The sequence below is a fragment of the Mesorhizobium sp. M5C.F.Ca.IN.020.32.2.1 genome (assembly GCF_004023105.1).
GTDB lineage: Bacteria > Pseudomonadota > Alphaproteobacteria > Rhizobiales > Rhizobiaceae > Mesorhizobium > Mesorhizobium wenxiniae.
Genome location: NZ_RZSX01000838.1, coordinates 1 through 2,733, shown reverse-complemented (window position 1 = coordinate 2,733; position 2,733 = coordinate 1). Strand labels below are relative to the sequence as shown.

Here is a 2,733-nt window from a genome sequence, read left to right as displayed (position 1 = left end):
GCCGAAGGTGACAGAGGGGGTCGCCGCGCGTGAAGTGCCAGCGCTTTCCGCGACGAGAGACGACGTGGGCGAATTATGTGAGACGACCCCTTCTGGCCTGCCGGCCATCTCCCCCTCAAGGCCTCTCAAGCGGGGAGATTGATTGCTCTGACGATTTCGCCAATCACCAGCATCGCAAAAGAAAGGGCCGGCGCAGTGCCCGGCCCTTTTTCCTTATCCATCGAAGCGATGCGTTAATCCTAAGCTGGAACCTTATTTGCCGGCTAAATATCTTGTTGCCTCAAGCACCTACCGCTCCTGCTTCAACCGACGGCAGAGCTCGTCGAGCTGCTCCAGCGTCCGGTAAGCGACGCTGATCACGCCGCCGCGTTCCTTGTGCTCGATCGTGACGATCATGCCGATCGTGCCGGTCATCAGCTTTTCCAGCGCCAGCGTATCGGCATCCTTCTGTGTCGGTGCTGCAGGCTGTCGCTTTACCGTTGGAGCGCCGGCCGGCATCTGCGCCAGAGCTTCGGCCTGGCGCACCGAAAGCCCGTCTTCGACGATCCGCTTGGCCAGGCCCGCCGGATCCTGCGCCGTCACCAATGTGCGGGCGTGGCCGGCCGACAGCGCGCCGTCGACCAGCATGTCGCGGATCACGTCGGGCAGCTTCAAGAGCCTCAGCGTGTTGGCGACATGGCTGCGGCTCTTGCCGATAACCTGGCCGAGATCGGCCTGGGTGTAGCCATGATCGTCGATCAGTTGCTGGTAGCCGAGCGCCTCCTCGACCGGATTGAGATCGGTGCGCTGGACGTTTTCGATGATCGCCAGTTCGAGTGCGGTGCGATCGTTGACATCGCGCACGATGATCGGGATCTCGACCAGCCCGGCGCGTTGCGCCGCGCGCCAGCGCCGTTCGCCGGCGATGATCTCGTAGCGGCCAGCTTGCGTCGGCGACGGCCGCGCCACCACCGGCTGTACCACGCCATGTTCGCGAATCGACTGGGCAAGATCGGTCAGGTCGGCGTCACCAAAATGCCGACGCGGATTTTTCGGATTCGGGCTCAGGAACTCTATCGGCACCTTGCCGTCGGCATTCATGCCCTGCTTTTCCACTGCTGCCGGACGATCGATTTCGCCGATCAGCGCGGCTAGTCCTCGCCCCAGTCTTTTTCTTGAAAGGTCTTCGCTCATCGTCTGTCCAGATCGTTTCGGTATCGAATCAGCTTCTGCATGCCGCTATCTAGTTCCCACTTTAGGGCGACATGCATTAGGCGGCGCGCAATTTGCGCTCGCGGCGGATCACCTCGGAGGCAAGCTGCAGATAGGCCTGGCTGCCGGAGCATTTGAGATCGTAGAGGATCGCCGGCTTGCCGTACGACGGCGCCTCGGAGACACGCACATTGCGCGGGATGACGGTTTCATAGACCTTGTCGCCCATATGCGCGCGCACGTCCTGCACCACCTGGTTGGCGAGATTGTTGCGCCCGTCGAACATGGTCAGCACGATGCCCTGGATCGTCAAGTCGGGATTGATCGAACGGCGAACCTGCTCGACCGTCTCCAGCAGCTGGCTCAAGCCTTCGAGCGCGAAGAACTCGCATTGCAGCGGCACCAGCACCGAATCGGCCGCCGCCATCGAGTTCAGCGTCAGAAGATTGAGCGACGGCGGACAATCGATCAGCACATAGCCGAAATTCGCCGAGCGCTCGGCTGACGCGCGCAGGGCGTTGCGCAGCCGCAGCACCCGGTCCGGCGCCGACGCGATCTCCATTTCGATGCCGAGCAGATCGAGCGTTGACGGCACGATCGACAGGCCCGGCACCGCCGTCGGGATCGCCGCCGCCTCCAGATCGAGTTCGCCGGTCAGAACGTCATAGGAGGAAACGGTGCGGTCGCGCCGGTCGATTCCGAGGCCGGTGCTGGCATTGCCTTGCGGATCGAGATCGACGATCAGCACCCGCTCGCCGATCGCCGCTAGCGCCGTGGCCAGATTGATGGCCGTCGTCGTCTTGCCGACGCCGCCCTTCTGGTTGGCTACGGTGATGATTCGGGGGCCATTCTTCATCATGGGTCTATGCCAGAAATTCATTCCGAGGTCGCCGATCTCAAGTCAGTTGGCGCAAATCAGACAGTTCGAGGATGACGCCATGAGCGTCGGTCGCGCTGGCATGTTCTATCAGATCGAACGACCATCGTTGAGCGCTTTCTGCCACTTCGGCGCGGTAATCCCGGCCTTTGTGGAACAGGCCGCACGCGCCCGCCGTCAGCCACGGCGCCGACAGTTCGAGCAGGACCGGAAGCGACGCCAGTGCCCTGGCCGTGACGATTTGAGGTGTCGAAACAAGCGCATAGGCGTCGTCAATACGCCGCGCGATAATGTGGGCGGGCAGGTTGAATTGGCCGACGACCGCTTGCAGAAACGATGCCTTTTTCCGATTGCTTTCAACCAGATCGATGCTGGCGCCGTCACGCTCGGCGAGCAGAAAGGCAATGACCAAGCCGGGAAAACCGCCGCCCGAGCCGAGATCGACCCAGCGCTTCGCCTCCGGTTTGATTCGCGCAACCTGCGCGCTGTCGAGGATGTGCCGACGCCAGACATCGTCCTGCGTCGATTGCGCGGCCAGGTTTATTCGGCGGTTCCATTTCTGGAAGACCGTCTCGAAGTCCATGAGGCGGTCGAATGTTTCACGTGAAACCGGGCCGGCAGCCTCTTGCAGGCTCGCCCATGAGGCAGCGCTCACGCAACATTCC

General features: G+C 62.2%; 3 protein-coding genes. All 3 read right to left on the bottom strand.

Going from position 1 to position 2,733, the window contains the following annotated elements; all coding sequences use genetic code 11:
- Positions 1 to 288 precede the first annotated feature (288 nt).
- Entirely contained in the window at positions 289 to 1,173 is an 885-nt protein-coding gene (locus tag EOA86_RS29650) for a ParB/RepB/Spo0J family partition protein (RefSeq protein WP_127209807.1), read from the bottom strand.
- Positions 1,174 to 1,249: 76 nt separating this feature from the next.
- On the bottom strand, positions 1,250 to 2,050 hold the full coding sequence (locus EOA86_RS29645; RefSeq protein ID WP_082982163.1) for a ParA family protein: 801 nt from the start codon (positions 2,048 to 2,050) through the stop codon (positions 1,250 to 1,252).
- A 37-nt stretch (positions 2,051 to 2,087) separates the two neighbouring features.
- A complete protein-coding gene (rsmG, locus tag EOA86_RS29640) occupies positions 2,088 to 2,723 on the bottom strand; it encodes a 16S rRNA (guanine(527)-N(7))-methyltransferase RsmG (RefSeq protein WP_127209809.1) in 636 nt (211 codons plus the stop codon).
- Positions 2,724 to 2,733: the final 10 nt, after the last annotated feature.

Excerpts from the sequence above, each read along its gene's own strand:
- EOA86_RS29650 (WP_127209807.1), bottom strand. The coding sequence starts at position 1,173 with ATGAGCGAAGACCTTTCAAGAAAAAGACTGGGGCGAGGACTAGCCGCG.
- EOA86_RS29645 (WP_082982163.1), bottom strand. The coding sequence starts at position 2,050 with ATGATGAAGAATGGCCCCCGAATCATCACCGTAGCCAACCAGAAGGGC.